This window comes from Pseudonocardia sp. NPDC049635 (genome assembly GCF_040659795.1).
Classification (GTDB): domain Bacteria; phylum Actinomycetota; class Actinomycetes; order Mycobacteriales; family Pseudonocardiaceae; genus Pseudonocardia.
The window spans coordinates 112,767-133,802 of record NZ_JBFAON010000007.1 but is presented as its reverse complement, the minus strand read 5'-3'; the positions used below and the strand labels follow the sequence as shown (position 1 = coordinate 133,802).

General features: G+C 73.4%; 20 protein-coding genes. 16 read left to right on the top strand and 4 right to left on the bottom strand.

Going from position 1 to position 21,036, the window contains the following annotated elements:
- Positions 1-153 precede the first annotated feature (153 nt).
- Positions 154-1,122 carry an HAD family hydrolase gene (locus AB0J24_RS11480; RefSeq protein ID WP_358679113.1) on the top strand — a complete coding sequence of 323 codons (969 nt, stop codon included), beginning with the start codon at positions 154-156 and terminating at the stop codon, positions 1,120-1,122.
- Here AB0J24_RS11480 and AB0J24_RS11475 read toward each other — a convergent pair.
- Together AB0J24_RS11475 and AB0J24_RS11470 are read right to left on the bottom strand one after the other, a co-directional pair.
- Positions 1,103-1,570, bottom strand: coding sequence for a GyrI-like domain-containing protein (locus AB0J24_RS11475; protein WP_358679110.1), 468 nt, complete (start codon positions 1,568-1,570; stop codon positions 1,103-1,105). The two genes, AB0J24_RS11480 and AB0J24_RS11475, sit on opposite strands and share 20 nt — an antisense overlap.
- 439 nt (positions 1,571-2,009) lie before the next feature.
- The gene (locus AB0J24_RS11470; RefSeq protein ID WP_358679104.1) at positions 2,010-2,762 is read right to left on the bottom strand and encodes an oxidoreductase; all 753 of its coding nucleotides are present in this window, start codon (positions 2,760-2,762) and stop codon (positions 2,010-2,012) included.
- A 331-nt stretch (positions 2,763-3,093) separates the two neighbouring features.
- Here AB0J24_RS11470 and acs point away from each other — a divergent pair, with 331 nt between their 5' ends.
- The 7 genes from acs to AB0J24_RS11435 all read left to right on the top strand — a co-directional run bounded on the left by acs (position 3,094) and on the right by AB0J24_RS11435 (position 10,205).
- A complete protein-coding gene (gene acs / locus AB0J24_RS11465; protein WP_358679102.1) occupies positions 3,094-5,076 on the top strand; it encodes an acetate--CoA ligase in 1,983 nt (660 codons plus the stop codon).
- Positions 5,077-5,121: 45 nt separating this feature from the next.
- A complete protein-coding gene (arfB, locus tag AB0J24_RS11460; protein ID WP_358679099.1) occupies positions 5,122-5,556 on the top strand; it encodes an alternative ribosome rescue aminoacyl-tRNA hydrolase ArfB in 435 nt (144 codons plus the stop codon).
- Positions 5,557-5,642: 86 nt separating this feature from the next.
- Positions 5,643-6,164, top strand: coding sequence for a phage holin family protein (locus tag AB0J24_RS11455; protein ID WP_358679097.1), 522 nt, complete (start codon positions 5,643-5,645; stop codon positions 6,162-6,164).
- 8 nt (positions 6,165-6,172) lie between these two features.
- A complete protein-coding gene (locus AB0J24_RS11450; protein ID WP_358679094.1) occupies positions 6,173-7,126 on the top strand; it encodes an alpha/beta hydrolase in 954 nt (317 codons plus the stop codon).
- A 61-nt stretch (positions 7,127-7,187) separates the two neighbouring features.
- Positions 7,188-8,447 carry a phosphoribosylamine--glycine ligase gene (purD, locus tag AB0J24_RS11445; protein WP_358679091.1) on the top strand — a complete coding sequence of 420 codons (1,260 nt, stop codon included), beginning with the start codon at positions 7,188-7,190 and terminating at the stop codon, positions 8,445-8,447.
- A gap of 232 nt (positions 8,448-8,679) precedes the next feature.
- Positions 8,680-8,892 carry a hypothetical protein gene (locus AB0J24_RS11440; protein ID WP_358679088.1) on the top strand — a complete coding sequence of 71 codons (213 nt, stop codon included), beginning with the start codon at positions 8,680-8,682 and terminating at the stop codon, positions 8,890-8,892.
- Between the two features lie 128 nt (positions 8,893-9,020).
- A complete protein-coding gene (locus AB0J24_RS11435; protein ID WP_358679085.1) occupies positions 9,021-10,205 on the top strand; it encodes a pyridoxal phosphate-dependent aminotransferase in 1,185 nt (394 codons plus the stop codon).
- Between the two features lie 21 nt (positions 10,206-10,226).
- Here the strand turns inward: AB0J24_RS11435 and AB0J24_RS11430 are convergent, their stop codons facing one another.
- Positions 10,227-11,345, bottom strand: coding sequence for a GntG family PLP-dependent aldolase (locus AB0J24_RS11430; RefSeq protein ID WP_358679410.1), 1,119 nt, complete (start codon positions 11,343-11,345; stop codon positions 10,227-10,229).
- Positions 11,346-11,542: 197 nt separating this feature from the next.
- Between AB0J24_RS11430 and AB0J24_RS11425 the strand changes: the two genes are divergently transcribed.
- From AB0J24_RS11425 to AB0J24_RS11415, 3 genes are read left to right on the top strand one after another with little or no spacing between them, the layout of a single operon-like run.
- Positions 11,543-12,127 carry a TetR family transcriptional regulator gene (locus AB0J24_RS11425; RefSeq protein WP_358679083.1) on the top strand — a complete coding sequence of 195 codons (585 nt, stop codon included), beginning with the start codon at positions 11,543-11,545 and terminating at the stop codon, positions 12,125-12,127.
- Positions 12,128-12,180: 53 nt separating this feature from the next.
- Complete coding sequence (gene purB, locus AB0J24_RS11420; protein WP_358679080.1) at positions 12,181-13,599, top strand: adenylosuccinate lyase; 1,419 nt, start codon at positions 12,181-12,183, stop codon at positions 13,597-13,599.
- Entirely contained in the window at positions 13,596-14,459 is an 864-nt protein-coding gene (locus AB0J24_RS11415) for a phosphoribosylaminoimidazolesuccinocarboxamide synthase (RefSeq protein WP_358679077.1), read from the top strand. Before purB ends, AB0J24_RS11415 begins: the two co-directional genes overlap by 4 nt.
- 27 nt (positions 14,460-14,486) lie before the next feature.
- Here the strand turns inward: AB0J24_RS11415 and AB0J24_RS11410 are convergent, their stop codons facing one another.
- A complete protein-coding gene (locus AB0J24_RS11410) occupies positions 14,487-15,485 on the bottom strand; it encodes a sugar-binding domain-containing protein (RefSeq protein WP_358679074.1) in 999 nt (332 codons plus the stop codon).
- 156 nt (positions 15,486-15,641) lie between these two features.
- Between AB0J24_RS11410 and AB0J24_RS11405 the strand changes: the two genes are divergently transcribed.
- The 5 genes from AB0J24_RS11405 to AB0J24_RS11385 are packed head-to-tail and all read left to right on the top strand — an operon-like array spanning position 15,642 to position 20,992.
- Positions 15,642-16,742 carry an alcohol dehydrogenase catalytic domain-containing protein gene (locus AB0J24_RS11405; RefSeq protein ID WP_358679071.1) on the top strand — a complete coding sequence of 367 codons (1,101 nt, stop codon included), beginning with the start codon at positions 15,642-15,644 and terminating at the stop codon, positions 16,740-16,742.
- Positions 16,743-16,753: 11 nt separating this feature from the next.
- Entirely contained in the window at positions 16,754-18,061 is a 1,308-nt protein-coding gene (locus AB0J24_RS11400; RefSeq protein ID WP_358679068.1) for an RbtT/DalT/CsbX family MFS transporter, read from the top strand.
- The gene (locus AB0J24_RS11395; RefSeq protein WP_358679065.1) at positions 18,058-19,773 is read left to right on the top strand and encodes a dihydroxyacetone kinase family protein; all 1,716 of its coding nucleotides are present in this window, start codon (positions 18,058-18,060) and stop codon (positions 19,771-19,773) included. The genes AB0J24_RS11400 and AB0J24_RS11395 overlap by 4 nt, the downstream gene beginning before the upstream one ends.
- Positions 19,770-20,273 (top strand): ribose-5-phosphate isomerase, encoded by a 504-nt coding sequence (locus AB0J24_RS11390; protein ID WP_358679062.1) that lies wholly within the window; start codon positions 19,770-19,772, stop codon positions 20,271-20,273. The genes AB0J24_RS11395 and AB0J24_RS11390 overlap by 4 nt, the downstream gene beginning before the upstream one ends.
- On the top strand, positions 20,273-20,992 hold the full coding sequence (locus AB0J24_RS11385; protein WP_358679059.1) for a GolD/DthD family dehydrogenase: 720 nt from the start codon (positions 20,273-20,275) through the stop codon (positions 20,990-20,992). The genes AB0J24_RS11390 and AB0J24_RS11385 overlap by 1 nt, the downstream gene beginning before the upstream one ends.
- Positions 20,993-21,036: the final 44 nt, after the last annotated feature.

Below are 21,036 nucleotides of genomic sequence, written 5' to 3'. Positions count from 1 at the left end.
CCGTGGCCTGCGCCGACCGGTCCCGCGTGAGGGGGTACCACAGGCGCCATCGGGGTGGGGCGACCCGGGCCGGTGAGCGCGTCCGGGTGCGGGGAGCGCGGGCACGGTCGGGCGGTGGTGCGCGGCCGGACGCGCACCGGGCAGGCTGGTGGCGTGCCCGACGCCCTCACCCCCACCGGTCCTGCACCTGCACCCGCACGGCCGCCCGGTCCGGCCGCCGACCCGCCCGAGGCGGTCTTCCTCGACCTGGACAACACGATCATCGCCGGATCGAGCGCGCTGGCGTTCGCCGCGACGTTCGCCCGGCACGGGTTGATCGACCGGGCCACCGTCGTCCGCGGGGCCTGGGCACAGCTGCTGCTCGTGCTCTCCGGCGCCGATGCGTCCACGATGGACACCCTGCGCAAGCGGATGGTGCTGATCTGTCAGGGCTGGGAGGTGGAGCGGGTCCGGGCGATCGTCGCGGAGACCCTGCAGGAGGTGATCGGGCCGCTGGTGTACCCGGAGGCAGTGCGCCTGATCGAGCGGCACCGCGCGCAGGGCGCCGAGATCGTGCTGCTCTCGGCCTCCGGCCTGGAGGTCGTCGAGCCGATCGCCGGCCTGGTCGGGGCCGGCCGCTTCCGGGCGACGACCATGCGGACCGAGAACGGTCGCTACGCCGGCGACATCGAGTTCTACTGCTACGGCGAGGGCAAGGCGCGGGCCGCCCGGGAGATCGCCGACGAGCTCGGTCTCGACCTGGCCCGGTGCGCGGCCTACACCGACTCGATCACCGACCTTCCGCTGCTGGAGGTGGTCGGCCGGCCGGCGGTGGTGAACCCGGACCGCGAGCTGCGGGCGATCGCCCGTGAACGCGGCTGGCCGGTGCTCGGGTTCGTCCGCGCCACCTCGCGCCGGGACCGGCTGTTCCGGCTCCGGGACCGGCTCGCCGACCGGATCGACCGGAGCAGCGGCCGGGACCCCGGCCCGCTCCCCGCCACCGGACGAGCCGGTCGCCGGGCCCGGTTCGCGGTCGCTGCCGCCGTCGGGTCGGTGGTGTTCGCCGCTGCATCGGTGGCGTTCACGGTGGCCGGGCTGACCCGGGGGCGGCGGGCCGGCCCGCTCACCCCACCGGCCAGTTGAGCTCGGTGCGCAGGTCGGCCGGGTCCATGTCCGGCGCCGGCTCGGTGAGGTAGACCTCCCAGAACACCTCGCCCGGGGTCAGGCCCTGTGCGCCGATCCACTCGCCGAGCCGTTGCCAGGCGGGACCGAGGCCGTCGAACGAGCCGGTGTGCACGAGGCGCGCCACCCGGCCACCGGGGAGCTCGCCCGCGACCACCTCGCCCTCGGGCTGCACGGCACGGTCGGTCGGGAAGCCCGCCTCGAGGTCGACCCGTTCACCCGGCAGGCCGTGGTAGAGCCCGAACGCGGGGCCGACGACGGCGATCCCCTGTGCGGCGACGGTGCCCGGCAGCACGCCGAACGCCCGGTCGTAGAAGGCGGGGAGTTCGTGCGCGGGCACCACCCCGCGCACGACGGCCGTCACGACCGGTTCGGTGGTGACCAACTGCGGTTCTCGGGTGGTGGTCATGGCATCCGCCTCTCGTCGGGAATGTTCCTCGGGATGGACCGGCCGTGCGGCCGGAACTCATCGCCGCGACCGCCGTCCGGTGCGTCGTCGCCGCGCGGGCGGGTGACCTGCCCGGTCACGGATCGCTGCTGAACCGGTGCACCTGCGCGCGAGGGTTGCCCAGCGGCACCGAGAGGTCTAGGAACGGGGGCACGGACCTCGGTCAGGCCAGAGGCGGTTCGGAGGAGAAGAGCCCGTCTCCCCCGGCCGGGCTCCGTACGCGTGAACCGGGCACTCCACGCCGAGCACGCCGCGGGAGGCATGTCGTCGTGGGCCTGCGCGCCGGGACGCCGGGCGCCGAGGCCGTCGTACACGACACGTAGTGCACGCCAGGAACCCGGACGCGCGTGGGGCCGGGCGGTGTTCCCGAGGGGGCGCCGCCCGGCTCACCGACCGCTCGTCACACCGACTGGGCCGCCGCGATCGACAGACCTTCGCGGCCGCCCGCCTCCCATTCCGTGCAGAGGTGCACGATCCAGCGGGCCACCCCGTCCGCCGTCCCGGAGGCGAAGCCCTCGGCCGCGGCCCGGTACTCGGCCGGCCGGCGCAGGAACCCCACCTCGGGTACCGACAGACCGCGCGGGTCCAGGCCGGACGACATCGCCGTCAACCGGGCGGCCGCCCGGGCGACCACCCCGTCCGCGGTGCCGAACGGGCGCAACGTCAACAGCTCACCGTGCACCACGGCGACCAGCACCGGAGCCGGTACCGAGGTGCCGCCGCCGAGCAGGTCGGCCAGCCCGGTGAGCCGCGCCGACACCCCCGGCCTCGGCCGCCCCAGCACCGTCTCGTGCTCATCGGCGGGAACCAGGTCGGTCGCCGCGAGCACGTGCAGCCGGGCCAGCGCCTGCAACGGCGCCCGCCGCCACACCTCCAGCAGCCGGTTGCGCTCGTCGGCGATCCGGACCGCGCCGGCCAGCACCGGATCGGACACGTGGTCGAGGGTGACCGGCCGCAGCGGGGCACCGTCCAGCGCGGCCGACGACCGGGCCGCACGCAGCGCCGCCTCGGCCGCCGTCGCGGGCCAGCCCCGCCGGTTGACCGGCTTGTTGTGCACCTCGGTGGTCGCCTCCCGCGCCCTCGCGACGGCCTCGGGCACACCGGGCAGGCCGGCGAGCGGTGCCAGCGGGTCGTCGGTCGGGGGACGGGCCATGTGCGCCATCGTCGCAAGCGGTGCCCTACTCTCGGATACCCGGCTCCTCGGCGCGGCCCTGCGCGGGCCGGACCGCTCGTCGTCCGCCGGTCGGCCGTCCGTCGACCGCCGATCAACGGGCTCACCGATGCACCACGACGTCACCGACTTGACACCACCGTCGTGACCTGCGACGACGACATCCGGTTCGAGGCCGGAGATCGGCACCCGTCCCCTCGGACGGTGCACGGCGCCATCCGGTTCACTAGCGTCGTCACGCACACGCGCGGACCCTTCCGGGTACGCAGGCCGAGAGGCCGGAATCACGCCGCGTCAAGGAGGACACGAGGACATGGCCGAGTCCGAGAAGAGCTCAGGAAACAGCTCAGCTCTGAGCGCACTGTCGACCGAGAGCCGCTCGTTCCCGCCGCCCGAGGAGTTCGCGGCCCAGGCCAACGCCACCGCCGAGTGGTACGACCGCGCCGAGTCCGATCGCGACGGGTTCTGGGCGGAGCAGGCCGACCGCCTGCACTGGACGAAGAAGTGGGACACCGTCTGCGAGTGGGAGGCCCCGTTCGCGAAGTGGTTCGTCGGTGGTGAGCTGAACGTCGCCTACAACTGCGCCGACCGGCACGTCGAGGCCGGCAACGGGGACCGGGTCGCGATCCACTGGGAGGGCGAGCCCGGCGACTCCCGCACCATCACCTACGCCGACCTGCAGCGCGAGGTCTCCAAGACGGCGAACGCGCTCGCCGGGCTCGGGGTCGGCAAGGGCGACCGGGTGGCGATCCAGCTGCCGATGATCCCGGAGGCCGTTTTCTCGATGCTGGCCTGCGCCCGGCTGGGCGCGCTGCACAGCGTCGTCTTCGGTGGGTTCTCGCCGGGTGCGCTGAAGGCGCGGATCGAGGACGCCGAGGCGAAGGTGCTGATCACCAGCGACGGTCAGTACCGCCGTGGCAAGCCGGCGCCGATGAAGGAGAACACCGACGAGGCCGTGGCGGGCACCACCATCGAGCACGTGCTCGTGGTGAAGCGCACCGAGACCGACGTTCCGTGGACCGAGGGCCGCGACGTCTGGTGGCACGACGTCGTCGACGCCGCGTCCGAGTCCCACACCCCGGAGTCGTTCGACTCCGAGCACCCGCTGTTCATCCTCTACACCTCGGGCACGACCGGGAAGCCGAAGGGCATCCTGCACACCTCGGGCGGATACCTGACCCAGGCCGCGTACACCCACCACGTCGTCTTCGACCACAAGCCGGGCGAGAGCGTCTACTGGTGCACCGCCGACATCGGCTGGGTCACCGGGCACACCTACATCGTGTACGGGCCGCTGGCCAACGGTGCGACCCAGGTGATGTACGAGGGTACCCCGAACACCCCGCACGAGGGCAGGCACTGGGAGATCGTCGACAAGTACGGCGTCACGATCTACTACACGGCGCCGACGCTGATCCGGACGTTCATGAAGTGGGGCGAGGACATCCCCGCCAAGTACGACCTGTCCTCGCTGCGGGTGCTCGGCACGGTCGGTGAGCCGATCAACCCCGAGGCCTGGATGTGGTTCCGGGAGAAGATCGGCAAGGAGCGCTGCCCGATCGTCGACACCTGGTGGCAGACCGAGACCGGGGCGCAGATGATCGCGCCGCTGCCGGGGGTCACCGCGACGAAGCCGGGCTCGGCGATGCGGCCGCTGCCGGGGATCTCGGCGACCGTCGTCGACGACTCGGGCACCCCGGTCGGCAACGGCCAGGGCGGTTACCTGGTGCTCGACCAGCCGTGGCCGTCGATGCTGCGCGGCATCTGGGGCGACAACGAGCGCTACCGCGACACCTACTGGTCCCGCTTCGCCGAGCAGGGCTACTACTTCGCCGGTGACGGCGCGAAGTACGACGAGGACGGCGCGATCTGGCTGCTCGGCCGGGTGGACGACGTGATGAACGTGTCCGGGCACCGCATCTCCACCACCGAGGTGGAGTCGGCGCTGGTCAGCCACCCCACGGTGGCGGAGGCCGCGGTCGTCGGCGCCACCGACGAGACCACCGGGCAGGGCATCGTCGCGTTCGTCATCCTGCGCGGCAGCGCCGCGAAGGACGGCGGCGAGGAGGCGATCAAGGCGCTGCGCGACCACGTGTCGAAGGAGATCGGCCCGATCGCGAAGCCGCGCCAGATCATGGTCGTCGAGGAGCTGCCGAAGACCCGCTCCGGCAAGATCATGCGCCGGTTGCTGCGGGACGTGGCGGAGAACCGGGAGGTCGGTGACGTCTCGACGCTGGCGGACTCCTCGGTGATGGACCTGATCTCCACCGGCATGAAGGACGCCAAGGCGGAGTGAGCCCCGCGGCGGCCCCGGCACGCCCGGGGCCGCCGCGGTGTCAGGATGCCGGGTGTGGACGACGGGATACCGGTGCGGCGAGGACTCGTCGTACCCGAGCGGGAGTTGCGCTGGCGGTTCTCCCGTGCCTCCGGGCCCGGGGGGCAGGGGGTCAACACGACCGACTCCCGGGTCGAGCTCTCGTTCGACCTCGCCGGGTCCCCGAGCGTCCCGGACGAGCTGCGGGAACGCGCGCTGGAGCGGCTGCGGAACCGGCTGGTCGGCGGCATCCTGACGATCGTCGCCGCCGAGCACCGCAGCCAGCTCCGCAACCGGGAGGCGGCCCGCGCCCGGCTGGCCGCCGTGCTGGGGGAGGCGACGGCGCCCGAGCCGCGCACGCGACGGCCCACCCGTCCGACGGCGGGATCGAAACGGCGCAGGCTGGACGCGAAGAACCGCCGGGGACAGATCAAGAAACTGCGCGGGCGCCCGGACGAGTGAGCAGCCGGGACCGGCGTGGCGCGGCCGAGCGGGTGGTGGGTCCCCGTGGCACGATGGCGGCTCACCGATCGACGAGCGCAGGAGGGATGACGGTGGCCAGCAACAGCCAGTCGGGCAACGCGGAGGTTCCGCCCGTCCTGCCCTCGATCCCGCTCTCGCCGGAGCCGGGCCCGCGGGAGGCGTCCCTCGGGGCGCTCGCCAAGGACGTGACCACGCACCTGTCCACGCTGGTCCGTTCCGAGGTCGAGCTGGCCAAGGCCGAGGTCACCGCCGAGGTGAAGAAGGGCGTGCAGGGCAGCGTCTTCTTCGTGATCGCCGCGGTGATCGCGTTGTTCAGCCTGTTCTACCTGTTCTTCACCCTCGCCGAGTTCCTCTCGCTGTGGCTCAACCGCCCGGCCGGTTTCGGCATCACCTTCCTGGTGATGGTTCTGCTCGCGGGGTTGTTCGGTTTCCTCGGCTACCTGCGGGTCCGCAAGATCCGCAAGCCGGAGCGGACCATCGACTCGCTGAAGGACTCGGCCCAGGTGTTGTCCCAGCGCGGCCGCGGCGGTGACAACGTGCGCGAGCTGACCGACGGCCCGTCCGGACGGCACGCCGCCGCGGGCTGACCCCGCAGGTGGGCCGCGACGGGCCGCTCGACCCCTCGGTGGTGCGGGTGCCCGGCCCGTGGACACATCGCGCGGTGTCGGCCAACGGCATCCGGATCCACGTCGCCGAGTACGGCCCCGCCGACGGCCCGCTCGTTGTGCTGCTGCACGGCTTCCCCGAGTTCTGGTGGACCTGGCGTCACCAGCTGCTCGCGCTCGGTGACGCCGGGTTCCGCGTGGCCGCTCCGGACCTGCGCGGCTACGGCGACACGGACAAGCCACCGCGGGGCTACGACCTGTGGACCCTCGCCGGTGACTGCGCCGGCCTGATCCGGGCGCTGGGGGAGCGGCGGGCACACGTCGTCGGGCACGACTGGGGCGCGGCGATCGCCTGGACCGTCACGGCCCTGCACCCGCGGCTGGTGTGCTCGCTGACCGCCCTCGGTGCTCCGCACCCGGTGACCATGCGCGACGCCGTGCTGCGCGATCCGCTCGGTCAGGGCCGGGCGAGCCGCTACCTGGCGGGCTTCCAGGTCCCCCGGTTGCCGGAGCGCTCGCTGCGGGCCCGCCGGGGGGCGCGGGTCGAGGCGATCATGCGCGCGTGGGCCGGTCCGGAGTGGATGTCCACCGCGGACTTCGCCGAGGCACTCGCCCGCAACCGGGACGCGATGCGGATCTCCACCGTCGCGCACTGCGCACTGGAGTACTACCGCTGGGCGGTGCGGTCGCTGTTCCGGCCGGAGGGCCTGCGGTTCGCCCGCGCGGTGTCCGATCCGGTCGGCGTCCCGGCGCTGCAGGTGCACGGAGCCGACGATCCCTGCGTGCTGGAGGCGACGATGCGGCGCACCCGCCGGTTCGCGGGCGCCGGTTTCACCCACCACGCGCTCCCGCGGACCGGCCACTTCGTCCACCAGGAACGTCCCGCCCGGGTGACCCGTCTGATCGCGGCCCACCTCGCGCGTGTCCCGCACCGGGCCGGGTAGCGGGGCCGCGCACGCCGCCCGGTTCCCGATCGCCGGACATGCGCAGATACGCTCGACGACCGTGCGGATCCTGGTCGTGGGTAGCGGCGCGCGTGAGCACGCCATCGCGGTGTCCTTGGCGCAGGACCCGGGGGTGACGGCCCTGGCCTGCGCCCCGGGCAACGCGGGGACGGCGGCGGTCTCCGAGCAGCTGGGCCTGGACGTGTCCGACAACGTGGCCGTCGTGGATCTCGCCCGGGCCTGGAAGGCGGACCTGGTGGTCGTCGGGCCCGAGATGCCGCTGGTCAACGGCGCGGCCGACGCGGTGCGCGCGGCCGGGATCGCGTGCTTCGGGCCGGGGCGCGAGGCGGCCCGGATCGAGGGGTCCAAGGCCTTTGCGAAGTCGGTGATGAGCGCGGCGGGCGTACCCACGGCGTCCTCCGTGGTGGTGGACAACCCGGCGCACCTGGACACCGCGCTGAGCGTGTTCACCCCGCCCTACGTGGTGAAGGACGACGGGCTGGCCGCAGGCAAGGGCGTCGTGGTGTCCGAGGACATCGAGGTCGCCAGGGCGCACGCTCTCGCCCTGCTCGACGCGGGTCATCCGGCGCTGCTGGAGTCGTTCCTGGACGGCCCGGAGGCGTCGCTGTTCTGTCTGGTCGACGGTTCCACCGTGGTGCCGTTGCTGCCGGCGCAGGACTTCAAGCGGGTCGGCGACGACGACACCGGCCCGAACACCGGTGGGATGGGCGCGTACTGCCCGCTGCCGTGGGCCGGTGCCGGCCTGGCCGACGAGCTGGCCGAGACGATCGTCCGCCCGGTGGCGGTCGAACTGGAGCGCCGCGGCGCCCGGTTCTCCGGCCTGCTCTACGCGGGGTTGGCGCTCACCTCGCAGGGTCCGGCCGTGATCGAGTTCAACTGCCGTTTCGGTGACCCGGAGACCCAGGCCGTGCTCGCGCTGTTGCGCACCCCGCTGGCCGGGTTGCTGCACGCGACGGCGACCGGGACGCTCGCCGAGCACCCGGCTCCGGAGTGGTCGGACGGGTCCGCGGTGACCGTCGTCGTCGCCGCCGAGGGTTACCCGGCCACCCCGCGGCTCGGTGACGTGATCACCGGCGCGGACGGCGAGGGCGTGCTGCACGCCGGTACCCGGCGGCGCGACGACGGCGCGGTCGTGTCGTCCGGCGGACGGGTGCTGTCGGTGGTCGGGACGGGTCCGGACCTGGCCGCCGCCCGGGCCGAGGCCTACGCGCGGCTGGCCCCGGTACGGCTCGCCGGATCGCATCACCGGACCGACATCGGGTTGAAGGCGGAGCGCGGCGAGATCAGCATCCCGAGCTGATGTGTCGATCGCGTTACCACCGTATGGCCTAGCAGCGATGGGCCAAACAGGGTAACAAGCTGGGCGACCAGGTGAATCGTCCTTGCGCGCCGATCGTTGTCCCGGACCGTGTGGAGAGATCGTGAACACGGCGTAAAGCCGGACATGATGGTTTGATCCAACCGGTGCGGGCCGGAATCGTTCCGTGGCACGGGGGCACAGCCGGTGCTCCCGAGACACAGGAGGATCCATCATGGCCAACGCTCCCCAGCCGGCCCGCCGCCGTCGTGCACTGACCCTCGTCGGTGCCGCGATCGCCGCCCCGATCGCCACCCTGGCGTTCACCGGTTCGGCCCAGGCCGCCGAGCTGACCCCGGTCGCCGAGTACCTCGACGCCGCGGTCGCGGACACCAGCGCGCAGATCGGCGCCGCCCTCGACGAGCTGGGTCTCGCCGCGGCGGAGTGACACCGCGCGGGTTCTGCCCCGGTCGGGGCGGGCTCCCGGCCCGCGCACCGGTGTGATCCGGGCCCGGCACCACCGCCCGACGGCGGAGGTGCCGGGCCCGGCGCGCGTTCCCGGCCTACCCTCGTGCGGTGACCGGATCGACCGCCTCCCAGTTCACCGTCGCCGCGCGTGCCGCGGTGGCCCCGTTCCACGTGATGGACGTCTGGGCGGCCGCCGCGCAACGGGCGCGCACGCACGGCGACCTGATCAACCTCTCGGCCGGGCAGCCCTCGACCCCGGCGCCCGAGCCGGTCCGCCGGGCGGCGGTGGAGGCGCTGAACTCCGAGGTGCTCGGCTACACCGTCGCCCCCGGGATCCCGGAGCTGCGCGAGGCCGTCGCGGCCCACTACCTGCGGGCTGAGGGGGTGGCCGTCAACCCGGACGACGTCGTGCTGACCACCGGCTCGTCCGGTGGCTTCCTGCTGGCCTTCCTCGCCGCGTTCGACGCGGGTGACCGCGTCGCGATGGCCCGGCCCGGATACCCCTGCTACCGCAACATCCTCGCCGCCCTGGGATGCGAGGTCGTCGAACTGCCGTGCGGACCGCAGACCCGGTTCCAGCCGACCGTGGCGATGCTGGAGGAGCTGGACGAGCCGGTGAAGGGCCTGATCCTGGCCAGTCCGGCGAACCCGACCGGCACCGTGCTCGATGCGGGCGAGCTCGCTGCGCTGGCCACCTACTGCGAGGGGCGCGGGATCCAGCTGGTCAGCGACGAGATCTACCACGGCATCACCTTCCCCGGCTCGCCCGCGACGGCCTGCGCGTGGCAGTTCTCCCGCGAGGCGCTGCTGGTGAACTCGTTCTCCAAGTACTTCTCGATGACGGGCTGGCGGCTGGGCTGGCTGGTCTGCCCGCCACGGCTGCGGCGCACCGTCGAGAGCCTGGCCGGGAACTTCACCGTCTGCCCGCCCGCGCTGCCGCAGCACGCCGCGCTGGCCGCGTTCGACGCGGCGAGCTACGCGGAGGCGGACGCGCACGTCCTGCGCTACGGGCACAACCGGGACCTGCTGCTGACCGGGCTGCGCGGGCTCGGGATCGACCGGCTCGCCCCGGCCGACGGCGCGTTCTACGTCTACGCCGACGTCGCGCACCTGCTGCGCCCCGGTGAGGACTCGATGGCGTTGACCTACCGGCTGCTCGACGAGACCGGCATCGCGGTGGCGCCCGGGCAGGACTTCGACCCGGTCGCCGGTGGGGACTACGTGCGCTTCTCCTGCGCGGGGACCTCGGAGGGGATCGGCGCGGCGCTGGACCGGTTGCGCGCCTGGGCCTGACGGCCGGGCGGGGCGGCCCGGTCAGCCGAGCGCGGTGCGCGGCGTCTGCTCCGGCAGGTCGCGGGAACGGCCGAACGGGGCGGACGGCCCGCCCGGGGATCCGGTGCTGGCCGGACCGACCTCGCCGATCCGGTCCAACGCGGCCGCGATGTGCCGGTCGGTGACGTCGCGATGGGTCATCAGCCGCAGCTTCCCGGCGATCGCCCCGGCGAGCACCCCGGCCTCGCGGAACGCCGCGATCGTGCCGCGCAGGTCGGCGACGTCGAGCAGCACGATGTTGGTCTGCGGCTCCCGCACCCGCCAGCCGCGCTCGCGCAACCCGGCGGCCAGTGTGGTGGCCAGGGCGTGATCCTCGGCCAGCCGGTCGACGCCCTCCAGGGCGACCAGCCCGGCCGCGGCCAGGACGCCACCCTGCCGGACCCCGCCGCCCAGCATCTTGCGCAGCCGCCGGGCCTGCTCGGTGAACTCGGCGGACCCGGCGACGACCGACCCGACCGGAGCGCCGAGGCCCTTGCTCAGGCAGACCGCGACGGTGTCCGCCCCGACCGTGAGCGCCCCGGGCGGCACCCCGAGCGCGACGGCCGCGTTCCACAGGCGGGCGCCGTCGAGGTGCACCGAGAGCCGCGCCGCGCGGGCGGCCGCCGCGACGGCCGCGTGCTCCTCCGGGGCGGTCACCGTGCCGCCCGCGGAGTTGTGCGTGTTCTCCAGGCAGAGCAGCACCGGGCGGAGCGCGGTGTAGGAGCCGTGGTCGGCGGTGTCCACCGCGGCCCGCCGCACGGCGTGCGGGGTGATCTTGCCGGGGCCGCCGTCGTGCGGCAGCGGCCGTGGCATACCGCCGGCCAGCCAGGCGGCCGTGCCGAGCTCGAAGTCCAGGACGTGCGCGCCGAGCGGGGCGAGGAACGACTCGCCCCGGCCGAGCCTGCTCATCAACGCGATCAGGTTCGCCATCGAGCCGGTCGGTGTCCACAGCGCGTCGGTGGCACCGAGCAGCCCGGCGACCCGCTCCTCCAGCTCGCGCATCGTCGGATCGCGGTCGAGCACGTCGTCGGCGACCTCGGCCGCGGCCATCGCCTTGCGCATGGCGGGCGTCGGTGCGGTCACGGTGTCCGAGCGGAGGTCGATCGGCTCGGCCGGGTCCACGGCGGGGGCGCCGCGCAGGGCGCTTCGCGAGACTCGGCGGCTGCGAGGTGACGGGCGCACGCTCCCCAGTGTCGGTCATCCGCATCCGGGGCGACACGGCAGGGTCACGAAATGGTCACGGACGTGGTCGTCGGACGGTGCCCCGGCGCGGGACAACTCACTCGGAAGATGTCGTCGCGGCAGGCAGGATGAGCGTCATGGCGGCCCCCGGGAAACAGACGGAGAAGGGCGAGCGGCGACGCGCGCAGCTCGTCGCGGCAGCCGCGGAGCTGCTCGCCGAGGGGGGCTTCGACGCGATCCGGCACCGCGCGGTCGCCGAGCGGGCGGGGGTGCCGCTGGCCGCGACGACGTACTACTTCTCCTCGTTGGAGGACCTGGTGTGCGCGGGCCTCGACCGGTTGGGACGTGAGGAGCTGGCGGACGCCCGCCGCTGCCTGGAGGGCCGGGACGATCCGGCCGAGATCGTCCTCGACCTCCTGCTCGGCCCGCGTTCGCGGACCGAGGGCCTCGGTGCGGTGCTGCGCCGGTTCGAGCGGCTCATCGGCTCGGGGCACCGGCCGTTCCTGGCCGGGCTGCTGCGCGCCCAGCGCGTCGAGTTCGACGAGCTCCTCGACGAGGCGCTCACCCGCACCGCGGGCCGCAGGCCACGGCCGGGTGAGGTGCGGCGGGTGACCGCACTGGTCGACGGGATGGTGCTGACCGCGCTGATCGAGGCCGAGCAGGATCCGCGCGGGGTGGCCCGCGAGGCGCTGCGCGAGGCGATCGGCCGGCAAGCCGTGTGAGCCGGGGCTCCCGGCCGTCCCACCCGTCCGACCAGCGATTATCATCGCGCCACGTGATTCCCAACGTGCTGGCCGCGCGCTACGCGAGCCCCGAGCTGGTCCGGCTCTGGTCCCCGGAGTACAAGATCCAGCTGGAACGACGGCTGTGGATCGCCGTCCTGCGGGCCCAGCGTGACCTCGGCGTCGACGTGCCGTCGGCGGTCGTCGACGACTACGAGGCCGTCGTGGAGCAGGTCGACCTGGCCTCGATCGCCGCCCGCGAGCGGGTCACCCGGCACGACGTGAAGGCCCGGATCGAGGAGTTCAACGCCCTCGCCGGTCACGAGCACGTGCACAAGGGGATGACCAGCCGGGACCTCACCGAGAACGTCGAGCAGCTGCAGATCCGGCTGTCCCTGGAGCTGGTCGCCGACCGCACCGTGGCGATCCTGGCCCGGCTCGCCCGCCGCGCCGCCGAGTACTCCGAGCTGGTCATGGCCGGCCGCAGCCACAACGTCGCCGCGCAGACCACCACGCTGGGCAAGCGCTTCGCCTCGGCCGCCGACGAGCTGCTGGTCGCGCACGCCCGGCTGGCGGACCTGCGCTCGCGCTATCCGCTGCGCGGTATCAAGGGCCCGATGGGAACCAGCCAGGACATGCTGGACCTGCTCGACGGGGACCCGGGGAAGCTGGACGAGCTGGAGCGGCGGGTCGCGACGCACCTCGGGTTCGCCGAGGCGTTCACCAGCGTCGGCCAGGTCTACCCGCGCTCGCTCGACCACGACGTCGTCACCGCACTGGTCCAGCTCGCCGCGGCGCCGTCGTCGCTGGCGACCACGATCCGCCTGATGGCGGGCGCCGAGCTGGCGACCGAGGGCTTCGCACCCGGCCAGGTCGGATCGTCGGCCATGCCGCACAAGATGAACGCGCGTTCCGCGGAACGCATCAACGGTCTGATGGTGATCCTGCGGGGGCTCTCGGTGATGACCGCGGATCTCGCGGGTTCCCAGTGGAACGAGGGGGACGTCAGCTGCTCGGTGGTGCGCCGGGTGGCGCTGCCGGACGCCTTCTTCGCCCTCGACGGCCTCTACGAGACCGCGCTGACCGTGCTCGACGAGTTCGGCGCCTACCCGGCGGTGATCGCCCGCGAGCTGGACCGCTACCTGCCCTTCCTCACGACCACCGCGGTGCTGATGGCCGCGGTGCGAGCCGGGGTCGGCCGGGAGACGGCGCACGAGGTGATCAAGGAGCACGCGGTCGCCGTCGCGCTCGCGATGCGCGAGCAGGGCCAGACCGACAACGACCTGCTCGCCCGGCTCGCCGCCGACGACCGGCTCGGGCTCCCCGCCGGCACCCTCGACGGCCTGCTCGACGATCCGCTGCGGTTCACCGGGGCGGCGGCCGCACAGGTCACCGCGGTCGCCGAGAAGGTCGCGGCGCTCACCGCCGCGAACCCGGAGGCGGCCGCCTACACCCCGGGGGGGATCCTGTGAGGCTGGTCCACTCGGGCAAGGTCCGCGAGCTCTACCTCGACGAGTCGGTGGACCCGCCGCAGCTGCTGCTGGTCGCCTCCGACCGGCTCTCGATCTACGACGTGGTGCTCCCGACCCCGGTGCCGGACAAGGGCGCGATCCTCACGGCGCTGTCGCTGTTCTGGTTCGACCGTACCCGCGACCTCGTCCCCAACCACGTGATCGGCACCCACGACATCCCCGCCGAGTTCGCCGGTCGGGCGGTGCGCTGCCGCCCGCTGGAGATGCTTCCGGTGGAGTGCATCGCCCGCGGGTACCTCACCGGGCTGGGCCTGAAGGAGTACCAGAAGGACGGCACCGTCTCCGGCGTCCGGCTCCCGGACGGCCTGGTCGAGGGCTCCCGGCTGCCCGAGCCGATCTTCACGCCCACCACCAAGGCCGCGGTCGGCGAGCACGACGAGTTCATGACCTTCGACGACGTCGTCGCGCTGGTCGGTGCGGACACCGCGCAGCGGCTGCGTGCACTGACCCTCGAGGTCTACCGGCGCGGGGCCGAGTCGGCCGCCGCCGGCGGGATCCTGGTCGCCGACACCAAGCTGGAGTTCGGCCGCGACACCGACGGCGAGATCGTGCTCGGCGACGAGGTGCTCACGCCGGACTCGTCGCGGTTCTGGCCCGCCGACTCCTACGAGCCGGGGCGCCCGCAGTTCTCCTTCGACAAGCAGTACGTGCGCGACTGGTCGGCCGGGCTGGACTGGGACCGCACCGCGCCCGGCCCGGAGGTGCCCGCCGAGGTGGTGGAGGTCGTGCGGGACCGCTACGCCGAGGTGTACCGGAGGATCACCGGGACGGTCTGGGAGTCACCGGCGCCGGCCGGCTGAGCGCCCGCCGGCCGCACCGCGGACCGCTCACCGGGTGAGCGGTTCCGGTTCGGCCGGGCGCCCCTGAGCGGCCCGGTCACGGCGGCCGAGAGCGTCCGACAGCGCCTGCGCCGTCGGCGGGTCGGTGACGAGCCGGTTGAACAGCCCCGCCCGCGCCCCACCGACGATGCTCGGCACCTTCTCCGTCCCGACGGCGACCGCGATCGTCCGCGGCACCTTGCGCAGCTCCTCGGGCGAGATCCGGACCATCCGGTCGCTGCCGGGGAACTCGATCTCGCCACCGTCGGCGCGGTAGAAGTTCAGGCAGACGTCGCCGACGCCGGCCCGCAACCCCTCGTCGTCCAGCGGGACCGAGGTGGAGATGGAACTGCGGCCGGCGGGCGGCGCCCCGACACCGACCAGCGCGGCCTGCGCGCTGCCCCAGAACCCGGTGACCCGTCGGAACTCCGGATCCTCGGCGAGGGTGCGCCGCATCGCCGGTGACGGCATGGCCTGGGTGAACAGGAAGTGCGGATGCGCCTGCATCCGCTCGGCGAGCGCCCGGGTGATCTCGTTGGTCTGGTGCCAGGCCTCGGGTTCGGCGACCCCGCCGACGGTCGGCACGATCTCGCAGCCGGGGAACGCGGGCAGTGCCTCGTGGCTGATCTCCCACACGGTCCGCCCGGACGACACCAGCAGCACGTCGCCGGGGGCGAGCGCGGCCTCGCGCAGCGCCTCGGCGACCGGTTCGGCGAGCACCGGGCCGAGCGGGTTCGCCGCGAACGGCGCCAGCCACACCTTCTCGATGCCGAGCGCGTCGGCGAGCCGGGCCGCCTCGTCACCCCCGCTGTTCAGGGTGTCCGGGTCGTGCACGGTGATCCGGACGATGCCGACCCGCCGGGCCTCGGCCAGCAACCGGGAGACCGTCGGCCGGGAGACGCTCAGCCGCTCCGCGATCGCGGCCTGGTTGAGGTCGTCGAGGTGGTACAGCCGCGCCGCCCGGTGCATCAGGGCGAGGTCACGGCGGCTGAAACCGCGCGGTGCCATCCCGGTCTCCCTTCTCTCGGGGGATCGTGCCGCACCAGCGTACTGCACGTTTGTTCACTCTGGAACAGGTGTGTTGACAGATGTTCACGCTGGAACGCATGCTCACCTCCAGTACATGCGGTAGCTCGCATGGCAGGCACCAATGGAGGTTTCGCCGTGAACACAGGGACCCACGAGATCCCCGCCCGGATGCAGGCCGTCGTCGTCCACGGACCGGAGGACTACCGGTTGGAGGAGGTGGACGTCCCGAAACCGGACACGGGAGAGCTGCTCATGCAGGTCGAGGCCGTGGGCGTCTGCGCGAGCGACCTCAAGTGCTACCACGGCGCCGCCAAGTTCTGGGGCGACGAGAACCGCCCCGCCTGGGCGCAGACCGGGGTGACCCCGGGACACGAGTTCGTCGGCCGGATCGTCGGCGGCGACGACGCGGGGCTCGCCCGGCACGGCGTCGCGCTCGGCGACCGGGTCGCCTGCGAGCAGATCGTGCCCTGCGAGGAGTGCCGCTACTGCCGGCGCGGTCAGTACTGGATGTGCGGGCCGCACGACATGTTCGGCTTCCGCAACTTCAACGGCGCGATGGCCCAGTACATGCTGATCCCGGCCCGGGCCAGGGTGCACCGGGTCTCACCGGACCTCGAGCCGCAGCACGCCGCGTTCGCCGAGCCGCTGTCCTGCGCCCTGCACGCGGTCGAACGGGCCACCATCTCCTTCGACGACGTCGTGGTCGTCGCCGGCTGCGGCCCGATCGGCCTGGGCCTGATCGCCGGCGCCCGGGCCAAGAACCCGCGGCTGCTGATCGCCCTCGACCTCGACGACGACAAACTGGAACTGGGCAGGCGCACCGGCGCCGACCTCACCGTCAACATCACCCGCGAGGACGCCGTCGCCCGGGTGAAGGAGCTGACCGACGGCTACGGTGCCGACGTCTACCTGGAGGGCTCCGGCGCCGTCCCCGCGGTCGCGCAGGGCCTCAACCTGCTGCGCAAGCTCGGGACGTTCGTCGAGTACTCGGTCTTCGGCTCGGACGTGACGGTCGACTGGTCGATCATCTCCGACGACAAGGAACTCGACGTCCGTGGCGCGCACCTCGGCCCGCACTGCTGGCCGGCCGCGATCAAGATGCTGGAGGACGGCAAGCTCCCGGTCGCCGACATCTGCACCCACCAGGTGCCGCTCGCGGAGTTCCAGAAGGCCCTCGACCTGGTCGGCGACACCTCCGGTGCGTCGGTGAAGGTCTCGATCCTCCCGAACGCATGAGGGGGCCGGAGGTGAAGGAGACCGTCCTCGACCGCCTCGGCATCCCGCACTCGTTGCGCTGGGGCTTCGTCGGCCTGCTGGTGTTCATGACCGGCAACGGCACCGAGTCGAACTTCATCGCACCGCACATCGAGGCGGTGCTCGGCACGCCCGAGGCCACCGTCGCCACGATCATCTCGATGTACGGCCTCGCCGTCCTGGTCGCCAGCTACCTGGCGGGCGCGCTCGCCGACCTCTGGGGCCCGCGCCGGGTGATGACCCTCGGCGTGATCGTCTGGGTCGTGTTCGAGGTGCTCTTCCTGCTGAGCCTGCAGGCCGAGAGCTTCTGGGGCGTCGTCGTCAGCTACTTCCTGCGCGGGTTCGGGTACCCGCTGTTCGCGTTCGCCTTCCTGGTGTGGGTCACCGCCGTCACCCCGTACTCGCGCAACGGCGCCGCCGTCGGCTGGTTCTACGTGATGTTCACCGGTGGCCTGCCGACCCTGGGATCACTGTTCGCGATCGGCATGATCCCGGCGTTCGGTGGTGGGACCGGCGGTGAGACCGCCGCGATGGTCGGTGCGACCGGGCTCGTCGTCGCCGGCTGGGCGATCTGCCACTTCGGTGTCCGCGAGCGGCACGCCCACCAGCGCCTCGCCCCGGCCGGGGAGACCAGCGCCCAGGTGCTGACGGCCGGTCTGCGGCTGACCGCGAAGAACCCCCGCATCCTGATGGGATTCCTGGTCCGGCTGATCAACACCGCACCGCAGTACGGCATGTTCGTCATCCTGCCGACGGTCATCGCCGTCGATCTCGGCTGGGGCCAGAACCGGTGGCTGACGATGACCGTGTTCGTCTACGCGACGAACATCGGGGTCAACGCCGTGTTCGGCTGGGTCGGTGACAAGTGGGGCTGGCGCCGCACGGTGCAGTGGTTCGGCGTGTTCGGCTCCGCCGTGGGCCTGCTGCTCTGGTGGTACGTACCGCAGGCCGTGCCGGCCGGTTCCACCTGGGGTTTCTGGGTCTCCGTCGCGGCCGGCTGCGTGTTCGGCTGCCTGCTCGCCGGGTTCGTCCCGATGGGCGCGATCATGCCCGCGCTGGCACCCGACCACAAGGGAGCCGCGATGGCCATGTACACCACCGCGGCCGGTGGCGCGGCGTTCCTGGGGGCCGCCGTCGTCGCGATCATGCTCGCGCTCGGCACCGGCAACGTCGGTGTCGTGTGGGCCTTCGTCGCCCTCTACGCAGCCGCCTTCGTGATGATGTACTGGCTCGACGTGCCCCGGCGCGCGGAGGACCTGCCGGCGTCGGCCGAGCCCGCCGGAGCGGGTGAGCGGCCATGACCCGGATCTACGACGACCCGGCCGAGTTCGCCGACGACCAGCTCGCCGGGTTCCTCGATCTCTACGCCGACCGGGTCCGAGGGGTGCACGGCGGCGTGATCGCCCACCGCGGTGACGAGCCGCAGGTCGCGGTGGTGATCGGCGGCGGATCGGGGCACTACCCGGCGTTCTGCGGGACGGTCGGCCCCGGCCTCGCGCACGGCGCCGTCGTCGGGAACGTCTTCACCTCGCCCTCGGCCGCCCAGGCCTACTCCGTGGGCCGGGCGGCCGACCAGGGCCGGGGCGTGATCTTCAGCTTCGGCAACTACGCCGGGGACGTGATCAACTTCGGGATCGCGGCCGAGCGGCTGCGGGCCGACGGGATCGACGCCCGGATCGTGGTCGTCACCGACGACGTGGCCTCGGCGTTCGTCGAGTCGAAGCGCCGCGGCATCGCCGGCGACTTCACGGTGTTCAAGGTGATGGGCGCGGCCGCCGCGCAGGGCCGCGACATCGGTGAGGTGGAGCGGCTGGGGCGCGCCGCGAACGCCGCGACCCGCACCCTCGGTGTAGCCTTCTCCGGCTGCACCATGCCCGGCGAGGACGCGCCGCTGTTCACCGTGCCGGACGGGCATCTCGGACTCGGTCTGGGGATCCACGGCGAGCCCGGGATCCGGGACGTGCCGATGCTCCCGGCCCGGGAGCTGGCCGACCTGCTGGTCGACGAGGTCCTCCGGGCCGCTCCGGCGGGCGCGACCGGCCGGGTCGGCGCGATCCTCAACGGCCTCGGGACCACCAAGTACGAGGAGCTGTTCCTGCTCTGGGGGCATGTCGCACGGCGGCTGCGGGGGGCCGGGCTGGAGATCGTCGACCCGGAGGTCGGCGAGCTCGTGACCAGCCTGGACATGGGCGGTTGCTCGCTCACCCTGATGTGGCTCGACGACGAGCTGGAGCGGCTGTGGCGGGCCGACGCCTACACGCCCGCCTACCGGAAGGCGAGCGGGCCGCTGTCGGGCCTGCGGGCCCCGAGCTGTGACGAGCTGGCCGGGGCCGCCGCGGTCGTCACCGCGCCGGAGGCGAGCGCGGCGGCCCGGCGGCTCGCCGGGACCGTCCGCGACGCGCTCGCCGCGGTCGAGACCATGATCCGGGAGCACGAGCACGAGCTGGGCCGGATCGACGCCGTGGCGGGGGACGGTGACCACGGCCGCGGCATGCTCAAGGGCATCACCGCCGCGACGGCGCGGATCGCCGACCTCGGCCCCGAGGTCGGCGGCGGCTGGCTGCTCCAGCAGGCCGGGCAGGCCTGGGCCGAGCGGGCGGGCGGCACCTCCGGTGTCCTCTGGGGGGCGGCCCTGGAGGCGTTCGGCCGGCACCTCGGTGACGTCGCGGACTCCTACCCGGCCGACGCCGTGACCGCCGGTGTCGGTGAGTTCGCGAACACGATCGTGCGGCTCGGTGGTGCCCGGCCCGGTGACAAGACCCTGCTCGACGCGCTGCTGCCCTTCGTCGAGGACCTGGAACGCCGGGTCGCCGCGGGCGACGAGCTGGCCCCCGCCTGGGTCGCGGCCGCCGAGGTCGCGACCCGCAGGGCGCGGGACACCGCGGGCCTGAGGCCACGGATCGGGCGCGCCCGCCCGCTGGCCGAGAAGAGCGTGGGGACGCCCGACGCGGGGGCGACCTCGATGGCACTGATCGTCACCGCGGTGGGACGGGTACTGGAGGAGGACAGGTGAGCGACGCACTGCGCATCGTGGTCGGCGCCGACGACGCCGGCTTCGACTACAAGGAGCGGCTCAAGGCCGATCTGCAGGCCGACGACCGGGTCGCCGAGGTGATCGACGTCGGGGTGGCGGCCGACGGGCACACCGCCTACCCGCACATCGGGGTGGCCGCCGCCAGGATGGTTGCCGACGGAGCGGCCGACCGGGCCCTGCTGGTCTGCGGCACCGGACTCGGCGTGGCGATCTCGGCGAACAAGGTGCCCGGCATCCGCGCGGTGACCGCGCACGACCCGTTCTCGGTGGAGCGTGCGGTCAAGTCCAACAACGCGCAGGTGCTCTGCTTCGGCCAGCGGGTGGTCGGGCTCGAGCTCGCCCGCAAGCTCGCCTCGGACTGGCTGGACCACCGGTTCGACCCCCGGTCGGCGTCGGCGGAGAAGGTCGCCGCCCTGGACGTCTACGACCGCCGGGCAGGTGAGCCGGCCGAGCCGGAGACGGTGGGGACGGACGGCTGATGTTCGATCTGACGGGCAGGGTCGCGCTGGTGACCGGTGCCGCATCCGGGATCGGGGCCGAGGTGGCCGGAGCGCTCGCCGCCCGCGGCGCCGTCGTCGCCGGGGCCGACCTGCGCGCGGACGGTGTCCGCGGGTGCGGATCGGCGCACCGGGTCGACGTCGCCGACCCGGACTCGGCGCGGTCCTGCGTGCAGGAGGTCGCCGACACCCACGGCCGGCTCGACGTGCTGGTCAACTCGGCGGGGATCGCACTGCTCGCACCCGCGTTGGAGCTCGGCGTGCAGGAGTGGCGTCGCACCCTCGACGTGAACCTGACCGGTTCCTGGCTGATGGCGCAGGCGGCCGGGCGGATCATGGTGCAGCAGGGGCACGGCCGGATCGTCAACCTGGCGTCGCAGGCCGCGAGCAGCGGTCTGCAGGAGCACGCGGCGTACTGCGCCTCGAAGGCCGGCATCAACGGGCTCACCCGCACCCTGGCCGTGGAATGGGGGCCGCACGGGGTGACCGTCAACGCGGTCTCACCGACGGTCGTGCTCACCGCGCTGGGCCGCGAGGTCTGGGACAACCCGGCGGGGGACGCGCACCGCGCCGAGATCCCCGCACGGCGGTTCGCCGAGCCGGCCGAGATCGCCGCCGCCGTCGTGTACCTCGCCTCGGCCGAGGCGGCGATGGTGAACGGCGCCGAGCTGAAGGTCGACGGCGGCTTCACCGCCCGCTGAACCGCCCCGGCCCCGGTTCGTGTTCGTCGCCGGGCCGACCCGCG